The following is a 23,334-nucleotide window of genomic DNA, read 5'->3' on the forward strand; positions in this document are numbered from 1 at the left end:
GATCACGCTCCGTTTCTTCTGTGGCTGCTGACTCTCCGACGTTGACCGCGGCAATTTTGTTTCATGGATAAGATTTGGTTTGACTGATTGCCGGTATTTAGCTATGCGCAGTAAAGAATGTGTTGCCATGCTCCTTGCTGGAGGAGAAGGACGAAGATTAGGCGTACTGACGAAAAATTTGGCAAAGCCAGCGGTTCATTTTGGCGGGAAGTACCGAATTATTGATTTTACCCTTAGCAATTGTACAAATTCGGGTATTGATACAGTTGGGGTGCTTACCCAGTATCAACCTCTTGTTCTGAATTCTTATATCGGCATTGGAAGCTCATGGGATCTTGACCGCAAATATGGCGGTGTCACGGTATTACCTCCCTTCATGGAACAAAAAGGCGGAGATTGGTATAAAGGAACGGCAAACGCTATTTTTCAAAATATTGGTTTTATTGAACAGTATGATCCGGAGTACGTGTTGATCATCTCGGGTGATCATATTTATAAAATGGATTATGATCGCATGTTATCGTACCACAAAGAGAAAAAGGCCGATGCCTCGATTGCCGTTATTGAAGTGAAATGGGAAGAAACGAGTCGTTTCGGCATTATGAGCGTGAATGATAAACAGGAAATAACCGAGTTTGCCGAGAAGCCTAAAGAAACAAACAGCAACCTGGCTTCCATGGGCATATATATATTTAACTGGAAAGTTCTCAAATCGTATTTGATTCAAGATGAAGATAATCCGAACTCAAGTAAAGATTTTGGAAAAGATATCATTCCAATGATGCTTAATGATGAGGCGAGAATGTTCGCTTATCCGTTCGAAGGCTATTGGAAAGATGTTGGAACCATAGATAGCTTGTGGGAAGCGAATATGGATCTGCTCGATGAGAACAATGAACTGAATTTAAATGATAAAAATTGGCGCGTATATTCCCAGAATCCATATCAACCCGCACAATATGTTGCTCCTACTTCGACGGTTCGGCGTTCTCTTGTCAATGAAGGATGCGCTATTTTCGGAGATGTCGATCATTCTGTTCTATTTTTTGGCGTTCAAGTTGGCGAGGGCAGCGTCATTCGCGATTCAGTGATTATGCCAAATGCGAAAGTTGGCAACAATGTCACGATTATTAAGGCCATTATCGGTGAGAATACCGTGGTTGAAGATGGTGCTGTGGTTGATGGAAACGGTGAAATCGTATTAATTGGCGGCAATGAACGAGTCGTAGCGACTTCCAATCAGAAGGGATGAATTCGAATGAAACATGTGATGGGCGTCATCAATTTAGTGAATGAACCGGATGATTTAGAAGAACTGACTTATTTCCGCTGCCCAGCTTCTGTGCCGTTTGGCGGGCGTTATCGCTTAATCGATTTTCCTTTATCCAGTATGGTAAACTCCGGTATCGATAACGTCGCTGTATTTACTCAGCATAAATATCGTTCCTTGATGGATCATCTTGGATCAGGCAAAGAGTGGGATTTGGACCGGAAGCGTGGTGGGTTGTTCGTTCTCCCTTCGGTTTTAGATGAACCAACGGGCATCTCCCGCGGAGATCTATACCAATTTTACAGCCATCGGGATTATTTTTATCGCGGCAAAGAAGAGCTTGTCATTATTTCGCGCAGCCATATGGTTTGCAATATCGACTTGGTTGATGCTGTTCGTCATCATGAGGAAACACAAGCAGATATTACAATCATTTATAAACAGACAGATGAAGAGATTCACGGGAAATTCCGACGTTTGGCTGTTAAAGAAAATGGGCAAGTAACGGTTATGGAAGATCATACAGGACGACTGCGGACGAATAATATTTCAATGGAAATGTATATTATGAGCAAAGCCTTGCTGCTCGATATGGTTGAATCTTGTTTAGCGCAAGGATACGATCATTTAGTTCGTGATGGCATCATGAAAAATATTGATAAGCTTAGTGTGTTTGGGTACAAATTCGAAGGCCATGTGGAATTGTCAATTCCATTCAAGGTTATTACAAGCATAGTATGCAGCTTCTCAATCCAGCGATTTGGAGAGAACTGTTCTTTCAGAAAAATCTCATCTATACGAAGGTTAAGGATGAGCCTCCTGCCAAATATTTAGAAACGGCAGCAGCCCGGAATGCGCTCATTGCCAACGGCTGCATGATTGAGGGCAAGGTAGAAAACAGCATCTTGTTCCGTGGCGTAAAAATCCGCAAAGGCGCGTATGTGAAGAATAGTATCATTTTGCAAAACTGCGAAATTGAAGAGAATGTTATTATCGAAAATGCCATTCTGGACAAAGATGTCTTCATCAGTCGCGGTCGCGTGTTAACCGGCGATAACAAGGCACCTTTCATCGCCGCGAAGACGAAAGTGATCTAATCGTTTGAATTTGCCAGAAAACGTTTAATAGATAAAATAAAAATTTAAAAAAGCCACTTGAGAGAGCTGTGATCAAAGGTGGCTTTTTAAAATGTCATTGGAGGGTGTGGAAAGATGAAAGTATTGTTCGCTGCATCTGAGGCTGTGCCTTTTGCCAAAACGGGAGGATTAGCCGACGTCATAGGCTCATTGCCCAAGGAGCTGACACGCCAAGGATTGGATGTGCGGGTTATTTTACCGAAATATGGCGATATTCCTGCTGTTTATCGAGATGAAATGACGTTAATTGCTGCTTTCGATGTGTACATAGGTTGGAGGAAGCAATACATTGGCATAGAAGTTCTGGAATATGAAGGCGTCACTTTTTATTTCGTTGATAATGAATTTTACTTCAAACGGCCAGGTCTTTACGGTTATGGAGATGAGGCTGAGCGATTTGGCTTCTTCTGCAGAGGGGTCATTGAGGCACTCCCGTTGATGGATTTCCAACCCGATGTGATCCACTGTCATGATTGGCAAACCGGTATGATTCCCGTTTTGCTCAAAGCCCATTATAGTCATGTGCCATTTTACAGCCAGATCAAAACGATGTCGACGATCCATAACTTGAAATATCAAGGTGTATTCAACCAACCGCTGCTGAAAGATTTATTCGGTTTATCCGATGATCATTTCACAGGAACCGCGCTTGAGCTTCATGGCGGAGCGAGTTTCCTCAAGGGTGGACTCTTATATGCCGATCAGATAACAACGGTTAGTCAGACGTATGCGGAAGAAATTCAGACGCCATTTTATGGTGAGTTTCTGGACAGCCTGTTGCGTCATCGCAAGGATCAGCTCACAGGTATCGTAAACGGGATTGATTATGAGGTATTTGATCCGATGAGCGATCCGCATTTGGTTCAGCCTTATCGAGACTCGTTGCCTAAGAAAGAGCAAAATAAACTGGCGCTCCAGGAACAATTAGGACTTCCAGTAAATGCGGATGTACCCATGATTGCCTTGGTGACGCGATTAGTGCAGCAGAAAGGACTCGACCTTATTCAGCATGTTCTTTCCGAGATTTTATCTATGGATGTTCAGCTTGTTGTGCTAGGTACGGGTGACCCTGCCTATGAACAGATGTTTCGCCAAGCAGCAGAGACGCACCCAGATAAAGTATCGGCACAAATCTGGTTCAATGAACCTCTGGCACATCAAATTTACGCTTCCTCAGATTTATTCTTAATGCCGTCGCAATTCGAACCTTGCGGAATAGGTCAATTAATTGCACTGCGTTATCGTTCGGTACCGATTGTCAGAGAAACGGGTGGACTCAAAGATACCGTGCAGCCATTCAACGAATTCACAGGTGAAGGTACTGGTTTTACATTCAGCCACTATAATGCTCACGATATGCTGCATACGATTCGCCGAGCTGTCTATTTTTACAAAAATGATCGAGACTCCTGGCTGAAGATCCAGCAAAATATGAAAAAAGGCGACTTCAGCTGGAAGAAATCTGCTCAGCAATACATTGCCCTGTATAAAGAAATGATCAAACATAACGTGTAATCAAATGACTGGAGGCTCCCTGCTTTCCAGTCTTATTTGCTGCGCATAAAGATGCATTCTATCGAAATTTAGGTATAATAGTCCATATCATCTAAGAAAATGGAGTGTGGTTATGGGCTGGATGTCACATGTACTGACGGTATTATTTGTCATTAATATTTTACTTGCCTTAACGGTTGTATTCTTGGAACGCAGAAACGTTGCCGCAACTTGGTCATGGTTGATGGTATTGCTCTTCATACCCATCTTGGGTTTCTTGCTTTATGTGATGCTGGGGCAGAATTTGAGCAGAAGAAAGCTGTATAAGTGGAATCGTCGTATGCTCGAAAGAGTGCAGCAGGTTATCTCTGAACAGCGTCAGCAATTAATGGACGGGACACTCACTTATGTTGATCCTCTTGTAGGTCAATATAAGGATTTAATTTATATGAATGTGGCCACGAACGATGCTTTCTTAACGCAAGACAATGGCGTGCACATTTTCACGGATGGCGTTGCTAAATTTAGTGATTTATTAATGAAAATTGAAGCTGCGGAGTCCCATATTCATATCCAATACTACATTGTTAAAAATGATTCCCTCGGACGTAAAGTCATTGAGGCGTTGACGAAGAAAGCCGAACAGGGCGTAAAAGTCAGATTCCTTTATGATGACATTGGATCACGAACATTGAAGGATTCTTTCTTTCAAGACTTTGTGAAAGCGGGTGGAGAGAAAGCGGCATTTTTTCCATCGCGAATCCCTTATCTCAATTATCGCGTAAATTATCGAAACCACCGTAAGCTCGTCGTAATTGACGGTCAGATTGGCTACATGGGCGGCTTCAATATTGGCAATGAATATCTTGGTTTGAATCCACGCTTCGGGTATTGGCGAGATACTCATCTGCGTTTAACGGGAAGTGTCGTCCGCGCTTTGCAGTCGCGATTTATTTTGGATTGGAATTTGGCCTCTAGCACCCCATTGGATGTAGAGCCAAGTTATTTTCCTGAGCGTATGGAAATAACTCAAAGTGAGCAGGTGCCTATGCAAATCGTGGCCAGTGGACCTAATGAAGCATGGCCTCATTTCGTATTTACGTTCCTTAAAATGATTCACATGGCCAAAAGCCGTATCCTGCTGCAGACTCCTTATTTTATTCCGGAGGAAAGTATGCTGAATGCTTTGCGGATCGCTGCTCTTTCAGGGATTGAAGTGAGAATAATGATTCCTCAAAAAGCCGATCATTTATTCGTACACTGGGCCTCCTTGTATTATGTGGGCGAGCTGCTGCGCGCCGGTGTAAAATGCTATTTATATGACCAAGGGTTTTTACATGCCAAAACGATTATCATCGATGGGAAAGTGGCTTCGGTAGGAACAGCGAATTTCGATATTCGCAGCTTACGGCTTAATTTCGAAACAAACGCCCTCATGTATCATGCAGAAACAGCGAAAAAGCTCGAAAATACATTTTGGAAAGACATGGAAGGTTGCTTGGAACTGACTCTGGAGGAATATGAAAAACGTTCCTTACGAATTAGATTCTTGGAATCGATCTCCAAGCTGATCTCACCGATCTTGTAAGGCAAACGGTAAACAAACCCCCTGAAGCTCAGCTTCAGGGGGTTTGATACGTATTAGGATGCATGATGCAAAGAAGCAGCTTTTCCCATACCACTTATTTAGCAAATTGGTAATCTATTTTTTGGTTAGGTAGAAAGAGATGTTAACGATCGGTTTATATGGGTATTAACATAGAGGTAGTATGCAGCAGAATGGGAATCAGTTCGAGAAGAAAGGGAAACAGTAGTAAATGATGATGAAGGAGGCTATCCCATTGAAATTAACAGCAGAGCAACGGATTACCTTACACGGGTTTAATAATTTAACGAAAACGTTAAGCTTTAATATGTATGATGTCTGCTATACCCGAACCAAGGAAGAGAGGGAGGCCTACATCAACTATATTGACGAACAATATAATGCGGAACGATTAAAGGGACTATTAATTCATGTTGCCGATATTATCGGCGCTCACGTGTTGAATATCGCCAAGCAAGATTATGAGCCGCAAGGAGCCAGTGTGACGATGCTTGTTTCCGAGGGGCCGATTGAGGGAGAGAATACTGAGTCTTCCTATGATGAATCTCCGGGCCCGCTCCCTGAGACGGTTGTTATGCATTTGAATAAAAGTCATATTACCGTACATACCTATCCAGAGTATCACCCAGATGAAGGGATCAGCACATTTCGGGCAGATATTGATGTCTCAACCTGCGGAGAGATTTCACCGCTCAAAGCGCTCAACTACTTAATACGATCATTTGATACGGACATTATGACGATGGATTATCGTGTACGCGGCTTTACAAGAGATATTCATGGGCACAAGTTATTTATTGATCATGAGATTAACTCGATTCAGAATTATATCCCGAAGGAAATCAAGGAGCTTTACGATATGATTGATGTAAATGTCTATCAAGAAAATATTTTTCATACGAAGTGTAAGCTGCGCGAATTTGATTTGAACAATTATTTATTTGGTTATACCAAAGAGAAGCTCACGAAAGAAGAGCAAACTGAGATCACAGAGAGTTTGAAATGGGAGATGGACGAGATTTTTTATGGGAAAAATCTTACATATACATCCTAACACACCGTTTAACAAAGCGACCCCATCAAAGCCCAGATGATGAATAAGAGGCGTTTCCATCCTTGCTTTCATTTTGAAACCATTGATTGAAAGCTTGATTGGTTTACTTCTGGAGAGGTTAATTAAATTCATGCGTATTGTATTTCTAGGTGTTGAAGAATGTGCATGGCTCATCAACACGTGTTGAAAATAAAGAAACAATTCTCAATAAAAATTGTCATTTTTTCAATACAACCGCAATGGACTTGCACTTATCTCAACATTTTACAATATGCTATCAAACATCGCTGGGGATCGATTAGGTTCATTAGAAGAACATATCATGGACGCAATTACTCACTAATGCAAACGTTATGAGCATGAACATTTTCATAAAACAAGTTAGAAGCCGCAGTTACCCGTGAAGGGGCTGCGGCTTTTCGATTACCTGTTATTTGGATGAACAATTTCGTAATTATAGAGTATCGTTTTTCAAAAAGTTTTTAGCTAAGCTTTCTACATATAAATCTCTAACCGTATCTTCCTTCTCCTCTAACACGTGAATTAAATAAGTTTCACCAGGTTTATGCGCTCTAAAAATGGCATGTTCCCGATCTTCGACAATGATATCGTGTCCGCAGTCTTTGAGGCATTGCTCCAGATCACTGATGGAAGGCTTCTGATGTTCCTCAAGAAAAATGACTCCCCTCAGAAGTTGAGTTCTTTCTTTATGAATGACTTTAAAGTGAATGATATGTTCTTCTTTCATGTGTCAACACGTCCTTTTCTACAGTGGATGATCTTTCAATCTTAACTGATTTATGTTCAAATACTATGATTTTAATCACAGATCGAGAACAGCCAATGAGCTATAGTGAAATCAGAAAGAAAAAAGGAGATGGTTACAATGATGAAATGGTTAAGAGAAAATCCTTATGCTGCTATGTTGTTAACGCTTGTACGTTTGTATGTAGGCTGGGAATGGTTAATTGCAGGATGGCACAAAATTACCGGTGAAAAAGCTTTTGATGCGACAGGCTTTCTAAAAGGAGCAATTGCGAAGCCGGTCGTTGAAGCAGGAACGACAAATATGGTATATGGCAATTTCGTAGCCTTTATGAAAAATGTCGCTCTCCCTCATGTCGGCGTGTTTAATATTATGGTTCCTTGGGGTGAATTGTTAGTTGGTGTAGGTCTTCTGCTTGGTGGATTGACAACGGCAGCCATCTTTTTTGGATTAATCATGAATTTCATGTATATGTTTGCGGGCACGGTTAGCACTAATCCATGGTTAATGCTTCTAGGATTCTTTCTTATTGCGGCCGGTGCGAATGCAGGCAAATTTGGTCTTGACCATTTGATTCTTCCGTATCTGCACAAATGGTTTGATAAAATGATCGTCAAACTCCATTTGAAACCAAAATTTAGATAAGCGAATGGACATCTCATCAGCTTATCTTAGGACACCTGTTCTTTTACTCTCTGGGTTAGGGAGAAGAGGGTAGGTGTTTTCATTTTATGAATGTAAATAAGGAGGAGGAGGGGGGATGGATATGCTTACTGGGGTCATATTGGCTGGTGGAGCAAACCGTCGAATGAAAGGGGAATTAAAAGGGCTGCTTCCCTTAGGCGGGCAGCCACTCATCGTGAGACAAGTTGCCTGCATGAGCCAATTGTGTGATGAGATGATCGTTGTTACCAATGATCCTAACCCGTATTTACGCATATTAGATCGTTCCGTACGCATTATTACCGATTTTTTTGCTGATCATGGGCCTCTCGGAGGGATGCACGCGGCCTTATCTTTGGCTAAAAATCCTTCGGTATGGATAGTCGGCTGTGATATGCCATTTATTTCGTGCAAAGCAGCGGAACTCCTTTTACAAAGGAAACAGGATGGATTTGAAGCCGCGATTCCATTCGTCGGCGGGGAATTACAAATTCTTCATGGAATCTATGACCGAATATGCCTGTCCCATCTATCCAAACTTTTGGAAAAAGGCGAGAATACGGTTTCCTCCCTTTTGGGGCACGTTTTTTGGAGTGAGTTGGCAGATAGCTATTTGAGGGAAAATGGTGTGCCGCTCAACTTTATTTCTAAGATTAAAACAGTAGACGATTATGAAGCTTTGCTGCAGTTAGGATTGTAACTATTTTTTGTTAATAGAAAATGGCTTTACTTTGGAGGGATTGCATGTGGCTATAAAAACGATCAGTTATACAACAGGAATAGCATCTTCGAATCCAACGGAGTTGCGTTTGCTACAGAACGTTTGAAAGAAGAACACGAGACATTGAGACAACACTTAAAGGGGCTCGAAATGAATGCTAAAGAAGTCGTGTTATTAAAAGATCCCTCAGCCTGTCTCGTTGTTTTGGAAAAATTAAAAGGTCAAACCTCTGATTTTATGGAGGAACTTGAGCGTCATTCCCTATGGGAAGATAAAGAATTGTTTCCTTTCCTCCATAATTATTTTCATTATCAGCCTGTCCCATCGATTATGCCTTCATTCTGGATACTTGAGAAGGATCATATGCTGGGCGTTTCCTTCATTCAATCCTTTTTGGATGCCTTGTTGGATATTAAAGCGGTTGTCGAAAAGAAACAACTTTTAGAAGTAACCTCCTTCCTCATACAGGCTTGTCTCATTCTGAACGATCATCTCACGATGGAGGAACAGATCGTCTACCCGTTAACGGAAAAAGTGTTAACGGATCTTGATTCTTTCTTCTCTTAATGCATGCATGGCATCCCACATAAAAAGAGCAGTCTAAACTAGGTTTATCTAGTTTTAGACTGCTCTTTAGGCATTCAATCTTATTAATTTGAAATAAACTCTTGAACCCATTCGCTATTGTAATAACCTACCCCGATTTGGGTGAAATTCGGGCTTAAAATGTTTTGGCGATGTCCTGAGCTGTTCATCCAAGCGGTCATTACATCTTGTGGCGTTTTTTGTCCGTTAGCAATATTTTCGCCAGCGTACCCGTAGTGGATGCCATAAGTTGTCATCATATCAAATGGAGATCCGTACGTTGGTGAAGTATGATCAAAGTAATGATTATTGTACATGTCTTTGGCTTTATCCAGCGCCATACCAGACAATGATTTATTCACGGTTAAAGGCTTTAAACCGGCCTTTGTACGTTCCTGGTTGACTAAGGCAACCACTTGATCCGCGTAAGAGGAAGAAGTGCTTACAACTGGCGTTGTTGGAGTTGGTGTAGGCGTATTTGAAGTATTGCCTCCGACCTGTAAAACCATACCTTGCCAGATGATATTAGGATTGGCAACTTGAGGATTTAATTTAATCAAGGTGCTAAGTGACATGCCTTGTTTTTGTGAAATGCTCCACATAGTGTCATGAGGTTTCACTGTGTATGTGGCGGCAGAAGCTGACGCAGCTCCGGCACCAACGACCATTCCTAAAGCTAGTATACTGGACAATACGGTTTTCTTCATTGACATTTTGTAAATCCTCCCTTTTTTATGGCCTGCGAGGTTAGCTGACGGATTCGGGTCAAAGAGTAATCACCCGGCCAATAGATTGGCTTCACCCCAAGTAACGGTTCCCCCGTGCTTTGTCCTAACAAAGCTTCGGCCAAACTTTTAATTTGCCTCGTTGTGAGGTGGTTCCATTCTAGCACAGGTTCATAGAGAGGATCGCCCCTCAAATATTTCCAAACAGGATTTTAGACTACCTGTATTTCGGAAGAATAGTCATGTAGGAAGAAGGGGAAAGATAAAGATGATGGCTTATGAATGACAAAGAAAAGCTAGAAAGAATTGCATAGACAGCCTCTAAAAGTGACATTTATCACATCATTTGTTATCATTAAGGGATACAATGATGTTATCAAATAGAAGAGGTGAATGCAGATGTTATATTCAAGAATTGTTGTTGCATACGATGGGTCCGAGCCAGCTGATAAAGCGTTGGATACTGCCTTGAAATTAGCCAAGCTTAACCATTATTCCAAATTGGACATCATCCATGTCTTTAATCTTCCCACTTATGTGATTGGTTCCTCCGTTGTGATTCCGCCGGTTACGATCGAAAACAATTATTTGGATTACTCAGAAGAAGTACTTGCCAAAATCAAAGAAAAAATAACGGACTTCTCGAATATTCATATTGAAGTGAAAAGCGGAGCCATTACCAAAACGATTTTAGACTATGCCAGTGAGATCCAAGCAGATTTGCTAATCGTCGGAAGCAGAGGACTTAGTGGTATTAGTGAATTCGTGCTGGGTAGTGTTAGTCATAATATTGTTCAGCATGCGAAAATTCCTGTTTTAGTAGTGAAATAACAAATAAATGTATAGGCAAAGGGGCTATCCCATAAGTGTCTTGTTAGACCTTATGAGATAGCCCCTTTCTGTCACGATATTCATTGCCAAGTTCGTTCAAGCAAAATGTGTAGCTTTACATGCGACATATTTCCAATGGGCAATTTTCACAGTGGCAAATATCACGGAGATATTCTAAATTCTTAATGACGATCTGGCCTTGATGAAACGCAAGAATGTCGTCCTTCTTCATTTCACTAAGCATGCGGTTCACACTTTCACGCGTTGCTCCAATCATGTCAGCCAGTTCCGTATGATTGATTTTATAATTAATTAGCGTATCTTCGCCCATTGGTTCCCCATACGAGTTGTTAAGTCGGATCAGTAATGAGCAAAGGGCTCCCGGCTTACCATACATCATCAAATCGCGAAATTTGGTTTCCGTCATACGATGCATAAGGCCCATCCACTTCATGAACTCGATGGCCAAATCTCCATGCTGCCAGAGCAGGACTTCAAGGTCCTTGCGCTGTATCATGCCCATCTCACAATCCATTGTTGCTTCTGCGGTAAAGCTTTGAACCGAGTCTTGAAAGGGATCGATTTGTCCAAACAAATCACCTGTCTGAAATAAATACAAGATAAAGCTTTTCCCCGTATCAGCAGTCTTGTTTATCCGTATCCCGCCTTGAATGACGTAGTACAGTTTGTCAGCCAAATCCCCTTCCCAAAAAAGAAAGTCTCCTTTTTTTATATGTTTGACGTACATAATGCTTTGCAGTCTGGCGAAATTCTCTTCGGAGAAAAACAACTTGATACCTTTAGCTTGCGATTTATTTGCTATATCGGATGTTCTCGTATCTTTATTGCAAACAGGGTTGATGGTCATTCGTCCCAACTCCTCAACGTTTTCTTTGATACTTCTATCATAAAGGGAAAGAATGGATTTGTTTATCGGGGAGTTCACTGATTTTTCAAAGGGGAAAGTCCCTACTCAGGTGTGAGATAAATCACAGTTCAACCTTAGTTCACGCTTATAACCTCAAGAGATTGCTTACATTTGTACGAATTCCCTGACGCGGAAATCAGGGTTTTCCCTGACATACAAGACGGTGTGGAACATTTACAATAAGAGGAGGGAAACATGTCAGTGCATGCAGGGAGGTGATCTCGTATGGAAGAGGACGAGGCACAGATATTAGAAGAACTGGAGTTCATAAGAAGCCTAACCTCCAGTGATTTTGTTGCTTTAGCAGCTATAACTGAGACTAGACATATGGCTGATTGTGGGCGTCCATCTTGGACCCATGCGTTGGGCAGCCTGAACAATCGTTACCAACATATGATCATCAAAACCGGTCAGGGCTTAGCGGGATTGGTTCTTCGTCTAGGCAGATGGGTGGAACTGGACGCCGCGAAAACATACGAAAATCAGTCGGGGGGAGACTGCCCTATCATACTAGCCGAACAACTGCGAGCTGCAGCGGTATTTCCGCTTGTTACTCGCCAAACTTCAACAATAATAGGTTTGCTTTATATAGGAAAACGAAAAACAGACAGATATGAACAAGAAGAGTTAAGGCTCGTAAAAGAAAGTCTTCAGCCGCTAGCTACGCTGATGGAGAAGCGTACCGCGGATAAAGTTAAATGAGTTCGCTTACTGGAATTCTTTTTTTTTGTTAAAATAGAGAAGACAGAAGCTTTGAGGGAGCATTTTACTAATAGGGGGATGAAACAGCTGAAAATTGTTGTAGTTGACGATCATGCGGTCGTTCGATCTGGCCTCATGATGCTTCTGAACGGGAAACATCAAATTGAAGTTATCGGCGAGGCTGCTGACGGGCAAGAAGGCATTCAATTAGCCCAAAGGCTACAGCCTGATGTCATATTAATGGATCTAAGCATGCCTCATGGCATGGATGGACTTACGGCCACGACTGAACTCAAACGCCTGTTACCAGATGTTGCTGTTTTGATTTTAACGATGCATGATGATGATGAGTATTTATTCAGCGCTATTCACGCCGGAGCATCCGGATATATATTGAAAAGTGCGCCTCATGAAGAATTACTTACAGCCATCCATTGCGTGGGGACAGGAAATGCCTATTTATATCCGACTGCGACCAAAAGACTGATGAATGAATATATGGAACGCCTGAAACATGGCGAAAATACAGGGACATTTGAATCTCTTTCCGAACGGGAAAAAGAAGTTTTGGCTTTAATTGCTAAAGGTTTTTCCAATAAAGAAATAGCCGAGCAATTAATGATTAGCGTTAAGACCGTAGAATCGCATAAAAGCAATGTGATGGAGAAATTAGCTCTGAAAACGAGACCTGAACTCGTCAAATTTGCTGTCAAGAAAGGGCTGTTACATTTTGAGTAAAGATGCGAATAGGGAATATCCAGAGGTCATTGGCGAAAATGTGACCGCTCTATTAGCAAGTCTGGACGAACATGTTGCAGACTCCGTGCTACAGCAGAATTTAAAACACGCTCTTAAACAGCTGTCGGATGTTAAGTTCGCCCTCGATGAGTCCTCCATAGTCGCAGTGACGGACCAGAAAGGTAAGATACAGTATGTGAATAATAAGTTCTGCGAAATTTCGAAGTATTCCCGCACAGAGCTTCTTGGTCAAGATCACCGAATTATTAACTCGGGGTTTCATAACCAAACATTCATGAGAGATCTATGGCACGCTATTTCCTCCGGCAAAGTATGGCGAGGGGAAATCAAAAATCGAGCCAAAGATGGAACCTATTATTGGGTAGATACAACGATAGTCCCTTTTTTGGATGAAAAAGGATTCCCCTATCAGTACTTAGCCATCCGGAATGAAGTCACAGAACTGAAAAGAGTGGAAGAAGAGCTACAGCTTATGATGGCACAGGTTTTGCGCATACAAGAAGAGGAACGACGTAAATTTTCCCGCGAACTGCATGATGGGATCGGTCAAAGTCTCTTTTCTTTGCTTATCCAAATGGACAGATCGATGATGGAAAAGGAACAGCCCGAGATGGCGCAGCTTCGACATCATGTATCCCAGATTATTGAGGAAGTTCGTGATTTAGCGTGGAAAATTCGACCATCTGTTCTAGATGATCTAGGAGTTGTGCCTGCGATCAGAACCTACATCGAAAACTATATGCAACATTTTGGTATCCGTGTGGAGCTGAAGAGTAACCTGCGCAAGCGATTGACCCCACACGAAGAAACGACGATTTATCGCGTTATTCAAGAAGGGCTTACGAACATAGCCAAGTATGCAGATGTTTCGGAAGCTGCTGTATTCGTCCTTGATGAACAGAACTTTATCGAGGTTCGAATCGCAGATAAGGGGAAAGGTTTTCAACGGATCGGCGGTTCCAAAGGCGTCGGACTCTTCAGTATGGAGGAAAGAGCCAAAAGCATAGGCGGTCAATTAACCATTCATTCCGAATTGGGTGCTGGAACAACAATTACGTTACTCATTCCAAAACATTAAACGTGATAACTTATTAGGTTAATGTGATATTTCTCACAGCGGGTTCAAGGAACAAGTAGTAACCTGCAAGTAAGGAGTTGATAAACAATGATTACTTGTGAACAATGCGGTAAAGCGAATGGGCATGGTGAAATCGGAAATAGTTGGGTTTGCCATGATTGTAAAATGGGGGAAGACTTGACGCCGCTTCAACAGGAATTAGAAAAACCAATGGGTGATGAGTGATTAGGGTTCGAATGAAATAATATATTGATGCATCGCAGCGATTAACGGATAGGGCGCTAGCTAGAGCTAGCGCTTTTTGCTATTGCTCACTGAAGCCAGGGTGAGACTTGGTATCATATTCATGGCTTGATAGACGAATGGCTCATGATACCATAGGCTCAATTTTCTTAAACTTTTTGATAAACCAGAAAATGACGATTGCACTTAGTAGGAGACCCAATACGCCTTCTCCATTTATAACTAGCAGATTGCCTTCCATTAATCCTTGATTATTCGAGTATATATCACCAAGTACGGTTGTGTTCACTACGTTCCATATGGAGTGAAAGAACAAGACGGGTATCAGGCTGCCTGATAAGTAATAGCAATACGAAAATGGAAAACTAATCATAAATACGACACAGGCTTGAATCGCACATAGGAAAAGGGGATGGCTCAATCCTGTAGCTTGAGTTAAAAAGTAAACGACTGGGACATGATATAAAGCCCAAATGATTCCTACAACGATCGTTGCTTTCGTTTTACCGTACTGTTTGGTCAACAATGGAAGCAAAAAACCTCGCCATCCATATTCCTCTCCTAAAACAGTAAAGATATTAATCGCAATCGTAATAACAATCTTAATCAGATCACGTATATTGAGAATTTTATCCGGATTTATTTTACCAATGCCCGTAAGTTGTGCTAGAAGAGCACACAGGAGCACAAATACTAGGGGATACAGGATACCGAATAACAGTGATTTTAAAGTCATTTTCGTGTTTAATCCATTGAAATCTTGGTGACCAATTTTTTGGAATATGAGGGCCACAAGAGCAGGAATAAACATGACAACAGAGAAATACTGTAACCCTATAGAAGGACTAATGAATAGAACAATGGTGAGCACCCAAGTCATTAATAAGACAGCTACCGCATAGATGATGGCTTCATTTGTTTGAAAGATACTTTTTTTCATCATTTGTGAACACTCCTAAACTCTCATTTATTAGGGATATGACTTTATTGTAAGTCCGAGATCATGCTGCAGAAAGAAACTTTAGTCATCAATGGATTTGTTACATTGGTAAACGTTTTAATATGACTTTAGTAATCTGTCCACGATGGATATATGATCGTATAATAATTGTGATGAAAACTAACCACTGGATGTGATTTATCTGAATAAAAGTAAATTTTTTATTACGATTATGGTTTTTAGAATTGTGATTACGATCCTTATTTCATTTGATATTGTGATGCGGACCCATCTATCTGCTGGAATGAAAGCAGTCTATATAGTGGGGATCTTTGTTCTCCAAACAAATGATTATTGCCGAAATACGTATCCCCTTTTTAGAAGAAATCGCATGCTTTACTATGTCTCCATGGCAGCGGGGATAGCAGCTACAGGTTTCTACTTGATCCAATTCGATAGCTTGGCTATAAGCATTTATTATATTTTTCCCGTTGTGGAAATCTTTCTGACCTGCAGCACGATTCAGATAGGCATGCTGATCTTTCATGCTATGGTGTTTTTATTTACCATGTATACACTTAAGGCAAACCCTGAAAATGCCTTATTCTCGTATCTTTCCATGTTTGTTCTTGTCTTCATGTTTCGGGTACATAGCGATGAACGCAAAAAGGGACAATTATTAACGACCGAATTAGTAGCGGCAAATGCTAAGCTAAAGGAAATCACTATTGTAAAAGAGAGGACTCGAATTGCTCAAGAGCTTCACGATTCCATTGGACATGGGCTTGTTGCTCTTCGCATGCATCTAGAGTTTGCTGGGAATATGGTCGATACCGATCCCCAGAAATCAAAGGAAGTGATGACGAAAGCTCTTACCATCTCGCATAAATCCATAACCGATCTTCGTAAGGCCGTTGCCGTACTCAAAGAAAATTCCTTTCAGAATAACATGGAGCTTGGTGAGTCGCTCAAAGAAATGGTCGATGCTTTACAAATGAAAGGAAGATTGAACATCCTTCTACATGTTGATGAAGCCGTAGAGTATACGAACTTGGACATCAAAAAAGGGATTTATAATACGGTTCGTGAGGCTATGACCAACGGCTTAAAGCACGGAAAAGCCGAACATATTCAAATACATATAACAAAATACGGTAATAGGATCCGAGTCACTATTGAAAATGACGGCGAAGGTTGTAAACATATTGTTAAATCGCACGGGCTCATTGGCATTGAAGAAAGAATTCGATCCTTAGATGGAACTGTGCAGTTCTCCTCAACAAAAGATCGTGGATTTGCAATATTAGCCGAAATGCCATATGTGACAGGGACGGAGAACTTTTAAATGATGGAAATTATGATAGCCGAAGATCAAGGGATCGTCAGAGACGGATTGAAGATGATTTTGAGCTTATATGAGGAAGTTCATATTGTAGGTGAGGCGGCAAATGGGGAAGAGCTTCTCGAACTGTTGAAGAACAAGGTTCCTGATGTCATCCTGATGGACATTAGAATGCCTATCATGAACGGGATAGATGCAACGAAAGCGGTAAAGGACAAGTATCCTAATGTAAAGGTTATTATCCTTACTACATTTAACGAAGATGAATATATATTCAATGGTCTTAAAAATGGTGCCGACGGCTATATTCTGAAAGACTCCAATTCGCAGGAGATTATCAAATCGATTAAAGCTGCATGTGAAGGTAATTTACTTCTGCATCCGCAGGTTTCCAACAGAATTGTTAGAGCTCTGCATACAATTGACCATCATTCTTCAAATGAATCCAATCTACAAACGAATTTGAGCATGCTTCTAACTCCGAGGGAAATTGAAGTGGTTCAACAGATTATGCAGGGTAAAAGCAATAAAGCAATCAGCCAGGTCTTATTTTTAACAGAAGGTACCGTAAAAAATTATGTATCGCATATCCTAGATAAGCTAGAGCTTAACAACCGTACTGAACTGATCTTATATTTACAAAAAAAAGGGTCGTTTTCAGAGTGAAAAGACCTATGTAAAAAGGCTGCCTCTCAGGTTCAAAAACCTTTGAGAAAGCCTTTTTTATTCGAAATGATTATGAAATAGGTCGAATAGATTCGACATTTGGCAGTTGAAAGGGATTCATTTTGTTTATATGATCATAAAACATGACACCATGAAGATGATCGAGCTCGTGTTGGATAACAATGGCTGCGTAGCCCTTTAGCTTGAGTTTAAAAGGATGTCCGTCCGGCGTAAACGCCTGAACGGTTATTTGTTCGTAACGTGGAACGTATCCTTTTACCTCACGATCTACGGAAAGACATGCTTCTCCCTGCTCCAAATACACCATTTGAGAGGAATGATTCGTCATTTTCGGATTGCAAAAAATATATGCCAACTGACGATTCTGTTCATCCATAAAATAAACGGCAAATACCTGTTTGTCCCAGCCAATTTGGTTGGCTGCCAAGCCAACTCCTTCACGCAATTGATACTGCTGGGATAACCGTTTATCTTGTGAATTTTTTAAATAGGTCAGCAAGCTTGAAGCTCGTTGATAATCTTCAGGAGATAAGGGGAATTGCAAGGGTTTTGCTTTTTTTCGCAAGATCGGAGCACCCTCACGTACAATATCTGTCATCTTTATTAAAGAGGATCGGGATCTTTTCATCGTTGTGTGAAAGCCGCCTTTCAATGTGTAAAAATTTTACTTCGTTATAGAACAAATTGACATTGTCTGATATGATTTATAAGGTAACATATGTATGTAGTTATGAAAAGAGTGAAAGAAGGTTTTGTTGATGTTTGAACATCTCGTCTCTTTTAAATTTAATGAGAACTATAGCCCCCAAATAGAAAAAGAATTGCTGGAAATTCTTCATTCTTTTAAAGACCATATCCCTGGAATTGTAGAACTAACTGCTGGCGTTAATATGACAGAAGAAGTAGCCAGTGTGCATGGATATACATTAGGACTTCGCGTAACCTTTCAGGATCTGGAGCATCTGCGTCAATACGGGCCGCATCCCATGCATCAGAAATTCGTGAAACGGTTAGAGGGTATCGTTGAAAACGTAGTTGTTATTGATTACCCCATAAATCACTAATATTTGGGAATAACGGTGAACTCAAGACCCGAAGCAGAGCCAAGGGTCTTTTTAGACTGATAACCAATGACTGTTGACCGATGGCCTAATTGAACAAAATCCATGACGAACTGAGAGAACTTCGCCAATGAATGGAGGAGCGCTGTTATGAATGAAATCGATCTTAAACAAGGTAAGGTTCTGATCGTAGACGATCAGGAATTGAATATTTCCTTGTTGGAACGCATCTTAATGAAGGCAGGATTTCACAACTTACATAGTACCAAAAACCCGTTAGACATTGAACGGCTGCTTCCGGAGTTTAATCCGGATGTTATTTTACTTGATCTCCATATGCCGCAAATGGATGGCTATGAGCACTTCAACTATTCGCAACCAAACGGGAGTGAGATAAGTATCTGCCTAGTACATTGTTCTTACCGCAGATGTAACGCCGGAAGCAAAACAGCTTGTTTTGCAAGCAGGAGCAAATGACTTTTCTTACGAAACCGTTTGATCGGACAGAAGTCCTTTTGCGCATGCAAAATTTACTGCGTTCTCGGATGCTTCACTGTCAACTTCAAGACAACAATGAAAAATTGGAGGAACGCATCTTTCAACGGACCGTGGAACTTCGAAATGCAAAAGATGAAATTTTACAGCTATTGGGACGTGCGGGGGAATATAGGGATGATATGACCGGCAAGCATACGCAACGAGTCGGCGAGTTGTCGGAACAAATAGCTCGGCATATGAACCTTACGGAGCGTCAAGTTGAACTTATCGGTAGAGCTGCGCCACTTCATGATATAGGTAAAATCGGCATTTCGGACGATCTGCTCTTAAAACCTGGACGATATGAGCCGCAAGAATACGAGCGTATGAAGCTGCATACGGCGATCGGTGCCTCCATTTTGGAAGGAAGCCGTTTTGATCTTTTAATGATTGCCAGATCCATCGCGTATTCTCATCATGAGAAGTGGGATGGGACAGGTTATCCATTAGGCTTGCAGGGTGATGCGATTCCACTTGAAGCAAGAATTGTAGCTATTGCTGATTTTTATGATGCATTGACGCATGAGCGGCCCTATAAAAATGCCTGGACGCATGAAGAAGCTGCAGCAGAAATCGCTAATCAATGCGGACGGCATTTTGATCCTGCCGTTGTCGAGGCTTTTATGAAAGTATTTAAGTAAACTAATTTAAAGTTCAAAAGCAGAGGAGTTTTATACATGAAGGGGTTTGTGTTTACGAATTTTATCGAGATGGTCGAAGAGCGCTTTTCACTGGACATGGTTGACCATATTATTACGCATGCGGAACTGCCTTCTGGAGGCGTTTATACGACAGTAGGTACATATAGTCACGCTGAAATGATTCGTCTTGTCGCACAGCTGAGCGAGCAAACTCAAATTCCATTTGCCCAGTTAGTTCGAGTTTTTGGAGAATATTTATTCAATCAATTGGTTGCCGCCTATCCGCAATTTATTGAAGCCAATCGCAATTTATTCGAGTTTTGCGCAAAGTTGATGGCTATATTCATGTTGAAGTGATGAAGTTGTATCCTGATGCTGAATTGCCAGGCTTTGAGTATGCGTCTTCGGCTCCGAATGTCTTGGAGATGACTTATCGTTCATCACGTCCGTTTGCTGACTTAGCAGAAGGCTTGATTCAGGGCAGCATTGCTTTTTACGGAGAAGCAGTTGATGTGGTTAGGGTTGATTTACCTGACAGCAACGGAACGGCTACTCGTTTTATTTTGACCAAACTCGACACACATAAGCTATGAGTACGAACATTGATGTACTGCGTCGGCAGTTGGAAAGGGAACGTGCTGCTCGTAAGGAAGCCGAAAAAATAACGGAACAAAAGACGAGGGAAATCTACTACATCAATCAGGAATTAAGAAAGATCAATGATCATTTGGAAGAAATGGTCGCAGATCGGACGGCGGATTTGGAAAAAGCCCATGACGAAGCGATTCGTGCCAGTCAGATCAAAAGTCAATTTTTAGCCAATATGAGTCATGAGCTTCGCACACCATTGAATGCCATTATTGGATACAGTGAAATGCTAATGGAGGAAGCTGAGCTTTCCGGAGACAATGCGACTGCTGACGATCTGGGCAAAATCAGAAAATCAGGCCACCATTTGTTGGATCTTATCAACGACATTTTGGATATCTCCAAGATAGAAGCGGGCAAAATGGATGTTTTCTCCGAAGAATGTGATTTGAGGATGCTGTGCAGCCATGTTGTGAATACCGTTATGCCGCTTATTGAAACGAACGGAAATACCATAGACGTAGTATGTGAGAATGGACAAATCATAACGGATGAAACCAAGCTGAGACAAATTCTGATGAATTTACTAAGTAACGCTGCAAAATTTACTTATCAAGGGCAAATCACATTTCACGTACAAGAGGAAATACGAAATGGTCATCTGGGATACGCGTTCCGTGTAAGTGATACGGGAATCGGGATGACACCTGAACAAATGGAGCAGTTGTTCCAGCCATTCACACAGGCAGATTCGTCGACGACTCGAAATTATGGGGGTACAGGATTAGGTCTTGCTATCAGTCTACGGTTTTCTGAGATGTTGGCCGGCACGTTGGAAATGAAAAGTGTGTGGGGAGAAGGCAGCGAATTTACGTGTTGGCTTCCGCAAAATCTGGCAAGCGAGACGAAGGGCTTCTCACATCAGAATACGGATCTTGCCGCAGACTATGGAATGGATACCATTCTTATTATTGATGATGAACCTGACAATGAATCGTTCATGCGACGATTGCTTGCTAAAGAGGCTTGGCCTCTTCTGTTTGCTTCGAATGGACCCGAAGGCTTGCGAGTAGTCGAGAAATTCAGTCCAAAGGTGATTTGTTTGGATATCTTGATGCCCAATATGGACGGATGGGGAGTACTCGCAGCACTGAAGAACGATCCTAAAACAAAGCATATCCCTGTCATTATTCTTTCTTTTACCAATGATAAACAGCTGGCGTTCACGCGCGGCGCTTCCGAGTTTTTAACAAAACCAGTTCAACGTGAGAGACTCATAGAGGTCCTTCACACCTATATGCATATTTAAGGAGAAACTATGCCTACCCTATTATTAGTAGAAGACAATGAAATGAATCGCGATATGTTATCCCGCCGTCTCCGTAATAAAGGATTTGATGTCCTTACGGCTGAAGACGGCAGGCAAGGAGTCGAATTAGCTTTAGCGGAATGCCCCCAACTCATTTTAATGGATTTAAGTCTGCCGTTATTAGACGGTTGGGAGGCCACGCGCATTTTGAAAGATTCTGAGAAAACAAAATCGATCCCCATTATCATTTTAACCGCGCACGCTATGGCTGCGGATGCAGCAAAAGCATTTGAAACAGGCTGCGACGACTATGATACCAAACCTGTAGATTTCCAAAGGTTGCTCGGAAAAATCAATCATTTACTAGGTTAGGTAGGTAAAGGGGGAATTAAAAAAATGGAGCATATACATGGCTCACATGATGGGTTACTGATCTTCTTATCATATCTGATCGCAGTTGTCGCTTCGTATACAGCTCTTGATTTGGCAGGAAGAGTAAGCATGTCGGAGGGGAAAAGTCGCTGGTTGTGGCTAGTATTTGGGGCTGCTTCCATGGGATTAGGAATATGGTCTATGCATTTCGTAGGCATGCTTGCCTTCTCTCTGCCTGTGCCAGTCCCTTATGAATTGAGGCCGATTTTGTTATCCATGCTGGTGGCGATGGTTGCTTCTTTCATTGCATTAAGCGTTGTTGGTCGCAATCAGTTAACGACTCGTCAGCTGCTCGTTGGCGGATCCTTACTTGCTATTGGAATTTCTGCCATGCATTATATTGGCATGTCTGCTATGCTGATCAATATTTCTTATGACCCGTTCTTTTTTGCGTTATCCATCCTGATTGCCTTTGTTGCCTCTTTTGTGGCGTTATGGTTATCGTTTTATTTCCGCAAGGGAGGAGAACGTGGAGAGGTATGGAAGAAGCTGGGCAGCGGTTTGATCATGGGAGCCGCGATTGTAGGGATGCATATGACAGGGATGATGGCAGCCAACTTTCATCTGCAAGACATGTCGATTTCATCCTCGGGGATGGTGTTAAACCAAACTTTTCTGGCGTATTTCATATCTGGCGGTACTTTATTTACGTTAGGATTATCATTGTTTGGGATCTTTATTTCGAAACGATTTTTCGTTAAAGATTCCGAAATTAAGCATAAAACAAATGAAATTTATCTCATGAATCAAGAGCTGAGGCAACTGAACGATCATTTGGAGGATTTGGTTGCGGAACGCACTGCACAGCTTGAGAAAGCCCATGATGAGGCGATTCAAGCTAATAGGATCAAGAGCCAATTTCTGGCGAATATGAGCCATGAGCTAAGGACGCCGCTCAATGCGATTATTGGATACAGTGAAATGCTGGCTGAGGAAGCGGAAGAGATTGGACAACCGACCTTTGTAGAAGATTTAGGGAGGATTAATAAATCAGGCAAACACCTTCTTGCGCTCATCAACGATATATTGGATATCTCCAAAATTGAGTCTGGGAAAATGGAAATGTATATCGAACCCTGTCGTCTGGAAGATCTGCTGGAGGATATCACAACAACGATTCAGCCTCTAATTCTCAGCAATGGCAATCAGTTAGAGATCAGTGGTGACTTAACAAAAGGGACTATACTAACGGATGTAACGAAGCTGAGGCAAGTATTAATCAATTTACTCAGCAAT

25 protein-coding genes, 2 pseudogenes and 1 riboswitch are annotated in these 23,334 nt (G+C 41.6%); of the genes and pseudogenes, 22 read left to right on the forward strand and 5 right to left on the reverse strand.

All coding sequences use genetic code 11. From position 1 onward, the window contains the following. Positions 1-103 precede the first annotated feature (103 nt). The 5 genes and pseudogenes from FU659_RS29830 (at position 104) to speD (ending at position 6,560) form a co-directional block, all read left to right on the forward strand. Positions 104-1,252, forward strand: a complete 1,149-nt coding sequence (locus FU659_RS29830) for a glucose-1-phosphate adenylyltransferase (protein ID WP_147950926.1) — start codon at positions 104-106, stop codon at positions 1,250-1,252. A gap of 6 nt (positions 1,253-1,258) precedes the next feature. Continuing rightward, positions 1,259-2,367 (forward strand): annotated as a pseudogene (gene glgD / locus FU659_RS29835) (glucose-1-phosphate adenylyltransferase subunit GlgD). A 114-nt stretch (positions 2,368-2,481) separates the two neighbouring features. Then, positions 2,482-3,921: a glycogen synthase GlgA gene (gene glgA, locus FU659_RS29840; protein WP_147950906.1), complete on the forward strand. Its 1,440-nt coding sequence runs from the start codon at positions 2,482-2,484 to the stop codon at positions 3,919-3,921. 121 nt (positions 3,922-4,042) lie between these two features. Continuing rightward, on the forward strand, positions 4,043-5,488 hold the full coding sequence (gene cls, locus FU659_RS29845; protein ID WP_315971386.1) for a cardiolipin synthase: 1,446 nt from the start codon (positions 4,043-4,045) through the stop codon (positions 5,486-5,488). A gap of 253 nt (positions 5,489-5,741) precedes the next feature. Then, complete coding sequence (gene speD, locus FU659_RS29850) at positions 5,742-6,560, forward strand: adenosylmethionine decarboxylase (RefSeq protein WP_147950908.1); 819 nt, start codon at positions 5,742-5,744, stop codon at positions 6,558-6,560. A 454-nt stretch (positions 6,561-7,014) separates the two neighbouring features. Here speD and FU659_RS29855 read toward each other — a convergent pair whose 3' ends face one another. After that, positions 7,015-7,308 carry a hypothetical protein gene (locus FU659_RS29855; RefSeq protein ID WP_147950909.1) on the reverse strand — a complete coding sequence of 98 codons (294 nt, stop codon included), beginning with the start codon at positions 7,306-7,308 and terminating at the stop codon, positions 7,015-7,017. Positions 7,309-7,446: 138 nt separating this feature from the next. Between FU659_RS29855 and FU659_RS29860 the strand changes: the two genes are divergently transcribed. The 3 genes from FU659_RS29860 to FU659_RS29870 all read left to right on the forward strand — a co-directional run bounded on the left by FU659_RS29860 (position 7,447) and on the right by FU659_RS29870 (position 9,277). Then, positions 7,447-7,971 carry a DoxX family membrane protein gene (locus tag FU659_RS29860; RefSeq protein WP_187274494.1) on the forward strand — a complete coding sequence of 175 codons (525 nt, stop codon included), beginning with the start codon at positions 7,447-7,449 and terminating at the stop codon, positions 7,969-7,971. Positions 7,972-8,086: 115 nt separating this feature from the next. Further along, complete coding sequence (mobA, locus tag FU659_RS29865) at positions 8,087-8,689, forward strand: molybdenum cofactor guanylyltransferase (protein ID WP_147950910.1); 603 nt, start codon at positions 8,087-8,089, stop codon at positions 8,687-8,689. 171 nt (positions 8,690-8,860) lie between these two features. Then, positions 8,861-9,277: a hemerythrin domain-containing protein gene (locus FU659_RS29870; RefSeq protein ID WP_483874517.1), complete on the forward strand. Its 417-nt coding sequence runs from the start codon at positions 8,861-8,863 to the stop codon at positions 9,275-9,277. An 83-nt stretch (positions 9,278-9,360) separates the two neighbouring features. Here the strand turns inward: FU659_RS29870 and FU659_RS29875 are convergent, their stop codons facing one another. Then, complete coding sequence (locus FU659_RS29875; protein ID WP_261808140.1) at positions 9,361-10,008, reverse strand: CAP domain-containing protein; 648 nt, start codon at positions 10,006-10,008, stop codon at positions 9,361-9,363. Between the two features lie 8 nt (positions 10,009-10,016). Beyond that, positions 10,017-10,153: riboswitch (cyclic di-AMP (ydaO/yuaA leader) on the reverse strand. Positions 10,154-10,419: 266 nt separating this feature from the next. Here FU659_RS29875 and FU659_RS29880 point away from each other — a divergent pair. Then, positions 10,420-10,851, forward strand: coding sequence for a universal stress protein (locus FU659_RS29880; protein ID WP_187274496.1), 432 nt, complete (start codon positions 10,420-10,422; stop codon positions 10,849-10,851). A gap of 115 nt (positions 10,852-10,966) precedes the next feature. Here FU659_RS29880 and FU659_RS29885 read toward each other — a convergent pair whose 3' ends face one another. Continuing rightward, the gene (locus tag FU659_RS29885) at positions 10,967-11,719 is read right to left on the reverse strand and encodes a Crp/Fnr family transcriptional regulator (RefSeq protein ID WP_147950913.1); all 753 of its coding nucleotides are present in this window, start codon (positions 11,717-11,719) and stop codon (positions 10,967-10,969) included. 285 nt (positions 11,720-12,004) lie between these two features. Between FU659_RS29885 and FU659_RS29890 the strand changes: the two genes are divergently transcribed. The 4 genes from FU659_RS29890 to FU659_RS35970 all read left to right on the forward strand — a co-directional run bounded on the left by FU659_RS29890 (position 12,005) and on the right by FU659_RS35970 (position 14,543). Further along, a complete protein-coding gene (locus tag FU659_RS29890; protein WP_147950914.1) occupies positions 12,005-12,481 on the forward strand; it encodes a GAF domain-containing protein in 477 nt (158 codons plus the stop codon). Between the two features lie 78 nt (positions 12,482-12,559). Further along, positions 12,560-13,219, forward strand: a complete 660-nt coding sequence (locus FU659_RS29895) for a response regulator transcription factor (protein ID WP_147950915.1) — start codon at positions 12,560-12,562, stop codon at positions 13,217-13,219. Further along, entirely contained in the window at positions 13,212-14,318 is a 1,107-nt protein-coding gene (locus FU659_RS29900) for a PAS domain-containing sensor histidine kinase (protein WP_147950916.1), read from the forward strand. Before FU659_RS29895 ends, FU659_RS29900 begins: the two co-directional genes overlap by 8 nt. Positions 14,319-14,405: 87 nt before the next feature. Next, positions 14,406-14,543 (forward strand): hypothetical protein, encoded by a 138-nt coding sequence (locus FU659_RS35970; RefSeq protein ID WP_187274497.1) that lies wholly within the window; start codon positions 14,406-14,408, stop codon positions 14,541-14,543. Positions 14,544-14,685: 142 nt separating this feature from the next. On the opposite strand, the gene FU659_RS29905 is transcribed toward FU659_RS35970, so the two are convergent. Further along, positions 14,686-15,504 (reverse strand): CPBP family intramembrane glutamic endopeptidase, encoded by an 819-nt coding sequence (locus FU659_RS29905; RefSeq protein ID WP_147950917.1) that lies wholly within the window; start codon positions 15,502-15,504, stop codon positions 14,686-14,688. Between the two features lie 244 nt (positions 15,505-15,748). On the opposite strand from FU659_RS29905, the gene FU659_RS29910 reads away from it, so the two are divergent. Together FU659_RS29910 and FU659_RS29915 are read left to right on the forward strand one after the other, a co-directional pair. After that, positions 15,749-16,846, forward strand: coding sequence for a sensor histidine kinase (locus tag FU659_RS29910; RefSeq protein WP_222708674.1), 1,098 nt, complete (start codon positions 15,749-15,751; stop codon positions 16,844-16,846). A gap of 3 nt (positions 16,847-16,849) precedes the next feature. Further along, a complete protein-coding gene (locus FU659_RS29915) occupies positions 16,850-17,509 on the forward strand; it encodes a response regulator (protein ID WP_222708678.1) in 660 nt (219 codons plus the stop codon). A 70-nt stretch (positions 17,510-17,579) separates the two neighbouring features. On the opposite strand, the gene def is transcribed toward FU659_RS29915, so the two are convergent. Next, on the reverse strand, positions 17,580-18,128 hold the full coding sequence (gene def, locus FU659_RS29920) for a peptide deformylase (protein ID WP_261808141.1): 549 nt from the start codon (positions 18,126-18,128) through the stop codon (positions 17,580-17,582). Positions 18,129-18,288: 160 nt separating this feature from the next. Between def and FU659_RS29925 the strand changes: the two genes are divergently transcribed. From FU659_RS29925 to FU659_RS29955, 7 genes and pseudogenes are all read left to right on the forward strand, one after another. Next, positions 18,289-18,594 (forward strand): Dabb family protein, encoded by a 306-nt coding sequence (locus FU659_RS29925; RefSeq protein ID WP_261808142.1) that lies wholly within the window; start codon positions 18,289-18,291, stop codon positions 18,592-18,594. Between the two features lie 147 nt (positions 18,595-18,741). Beyond that, positions 18,742-19,068 (forward strand): response regulator, encoded by a 327-nt coding sequence (locus FU659_RS29930; RefSeq protein ID WP_147950922.1) that lies wholly within the window; start codon positions 18,742-18,744, stop codon positions 19,066-19,068. Then, on the forward strand, positions 19,065-19,769 hold the full coding sequence (locus FU659_RS29935) for an HD-GYP domain-containing protein (protein ID WP_147950923.1): 705 nt from the start codon (positions 19,065-19,067) through the stop codon (positions 19,767-19,769). The genes FU659_RS29930 and FU659_RS29935 overlap by 4 nt, the downstream gene beginning before the upstream one ends. Before the next feature lie 96 nt (positions 19,770-19,865). Continuing rightward, positions 19,866-20,362: pseudogene (locus tag FU659_RS37825) on the forward strand (heme NO-binding domain-containing protein). Continuing rightward, positions 20,359-21,666, forward strand: coding sequence for an ATP-binding response regulator (locus FU659_RS29945; RefSeq protein WP_147950924.1), 1,308 nt, complete (start codon positions 20,359-20,361; stop codon positions 21,664-21,666). The pseudogene FU659_RS37825 and the gene FU659_RS29945 overlap by 4 nt, the downstream one beginning before the upstream one ends. 9 nt (positions 21,667-21,675) lie before the next feature. Beyond that, entirely contained in the window at positions 21,676-22,038 is a 363-nt protein-coding gene (locus tag FU659_RS29950) for a response regulator (protein WP_147950925.1), read from the forward strand. A 24-nt stretch (positions 22,039-22,062) separates the two neighbouring features. Then, the coding region (locus tag FU659_RS29955; protein ID WP_315971387.1) for a sensor histidine kinase at positions 22,063-23,334 on the forward strand (1,272 nt) is incomplete at its 3' end.

The sequence above is a fragment of the Paenibacillus sp. N3.4 genome (assembly GCF_008017805.1).
GTDB lineage: Bacteria > Bacillota > Bacilli > Paenibacillales > NBRC-103111 > Paenibacillus_E.